At 66.7% G+C, this 612-nt stretch carries 1 protein-coding gene; it reads right to left on the reverse strand.

Annotated elements, in window-relative coordinates:
• Nucleotides 1-612: cobyric acid synthase (locus EOA29_RS39220; protein ID WP_127222554.1), on the reverse strand; the 612-nt coding region annotated here is incomplete at both ends.

Raw genomic sequence — 612 nt, forward strand, 5'->3', positions numbered from 1 at the left:
ACCGAATCTTCCGACGGCAGGCGCGCAGCAGCCTTCAGCCAGGGAACCACGCCGAAGCACGGCCAGCCGGTGAATTTCTCGATCGCGCTTATGCCGTCGTCGAACAGCGAAACGTCGCCGCGGAACTTGTTGATGAGATAGCCGGCGATCATGCGCCGGTCTGCCTCCGGCAGGATCAGATGCGTGCCGGCGACCGAGGCGATGACGCCGCCGCGGTCGATGTCGCCGACCAAGATCACCGGCACATTGGCGCGCGTCGCGAAGCCCATATTGGCCATGTCTCGGCTCCTGAGATTGATCTCGGCGGGCGAGCCGGCGCCTTCGACGATGACCAGGTCGGCGCCCTCGCCGACCTTCGCCCAGGACTCCAGCACCGCATCCATCAGCCGGGCCTTCATCGCCTGATAGTCGCGCGCCCGTGCCTCGCCGAACACCTTGCCCTGCACCACCACTTGCGAGCCGATATCGCTTTGCGGCTTGAGCAGCACCGGGTTCATGTGCACGGTCGGCGTCACTCCGCAGGCCAGCGCCTGCAGCCATTGCCCACGGCCGATCTCGCCGCCGCCGGCTTTGTCGTCGCCGGGAATGTCGGCGACGGCGGCATTGTTCGAC

The sequence above is a fragment of the Mesorhizobium sp. M1E.F.Ca.ET.063.01.1.1 genome (assembly GCF_003998155.1).
Classification (GTDB): domain Bacteria; phylum Pseudomonadota; class Alphaproteobacteria; order Rhizobiales; family Rhizobiaceae; genus Mesorhizobium.